The sequence below is a fragment of the Legionella bozemanae genome, assembly GCF_001648595.1.
Taxonomy (GTDB): Bacteria; Pseudomonadota; Gammaproteobacteria; order Legionellales; family Legionellaceae; genus Legionella; species Legionella bozemanae.
Genome location: NZ_LBAW01000067.1, coordinates 1 through 1,424, shown reverse-complemented (window position 1 = coordinate 1,424; position 1,424 = coordinate 1). Strand labels below are relative to the sequence as shown.

Genomic DNA, 1,424 nt, shown 5'->3' with positions numbered 1-1,424 from the left:
GAATAATAGGCGGCTTTTTCCAGATAAGCCATAATAATAATGGCCAAATAATATAATACTGTTCTTCAACCCCTAAAGACCAAAGATGGAGTAAAGGCTTTGTTTCAGCTAGATTATCAAAATAACCCGCTTCAAACCAAAAAGTAAAGTTCGAGAAAAATCCCGCACCGCTTAAAACGTGTTTACCTAGTTGTGCGTATTCATGGGGAAATAAAATGAACCACCCGACTATGAAACAAGCCAACAATGTAATTAGAAGAGCTGGAAAAATTCTTTTAATGCGGCGGCTATAGAATTCAAAAATATTGAAATTATTATTCGTTAAATTATTAAAAATTATGCTGGAAATTAAAAAACCCGAGATCACAAAAAAAATATCAACACCGATGAAGCCTCCTTTTATCAAAGTTGGAAAAACATGGAACCCAACTACTGACAAAACAGCGATTGCTCGCAAACCATCGATATCAGGTCGATAATTGAGATGATAATTAGACATTTAATTTCCTTTTAGTGTCAAGGTAATTGCGCCATGCCTCTAAGTTATTATCTTTTCCGAAAGATTTTTTTCCACCCATTTTTGAAACAAACCGACCAATTTTATGCTTCCATACTCAGAAATATGCGCATGATCGCGATAGAAAGGAAGGCCGTTAGTATCTATCATTGAGCATTTCTTACTATCACAAAATAAATCATTCGGATCAAAAAAAACAACACTTGGATTGGTTTTTGATATTGTTTTAATTACTGCTTGATTCGATTGAATGAGAGCGTTCCTTTCTTTCAAATCGGATATGCATCCTGTAGCGCTGCTAAATGGTCTAATACAGCTTTTGACATCCTTATTAAAAAGGAGATGAGGTAAAAAGACAATAACTTTTATATGATTTTTTTCCAGAAAATCTATTCTGCTTTTCAAGCGATAAATGTAATCTTCTGACTGTAGGTTGGGTATGCCTGCAATTATTGCGTATTTTAAAGAGCCAACGTTTTGTTTAATAATATTATTTATAAACTTTTCTTGATGTAGGGGCCTATCCCCCGCACAAGGAAAGGTTGGATCCAATGGCTTATCAAATAAAGGAGTTTTGCCAACTTTTGCTGCATCGCAAGTGCCAATAGAAAGTATGGTCTCATTCGAGAATAACTTATTATGTAATAACCCAGGATAAAGCTGGTTTGCAAAACTATTCCCAAGTAAAATAACAGTTGGTTTCTTGCTTTTATTCATCATACAAAACCACCATCGATAATCTTTTGCTTCATCAAAAGGATAGCGATTTAAGCAAAGATCATTTTTTGTGTATTGCCAAGCAGGGCCAACAATCTGAGCGTTTGCTTCATTAAAATTTTTCCAGATGGGTCTATTCAGGAAACCCTCTTTACTTTTACAATAAAAACCCATTAAAGCGATCACTAAC

General features: G+C 34.6%; 2 protein-coding genes. Both read right to left on the bottom strand.

The window, feature by feature from the left end:
• The coding region (locus A8O27_RS18010; RefSeq protein ID WP_154669264.1) for an acyltransferase family protein at nt 1–499 on the bottom strand (499 nt) is incomplete at its 3' end.
• Between the two features lie 39 nt (nt 500–538).
• Nucleotides 539–1,424 (bottom strand): SGNH hydrolase domain-containing protein (locus A8O27_RS18935; protein WP_211269264.1); only part of this gene is annotated, 886 nt, incomplete at its 5' end.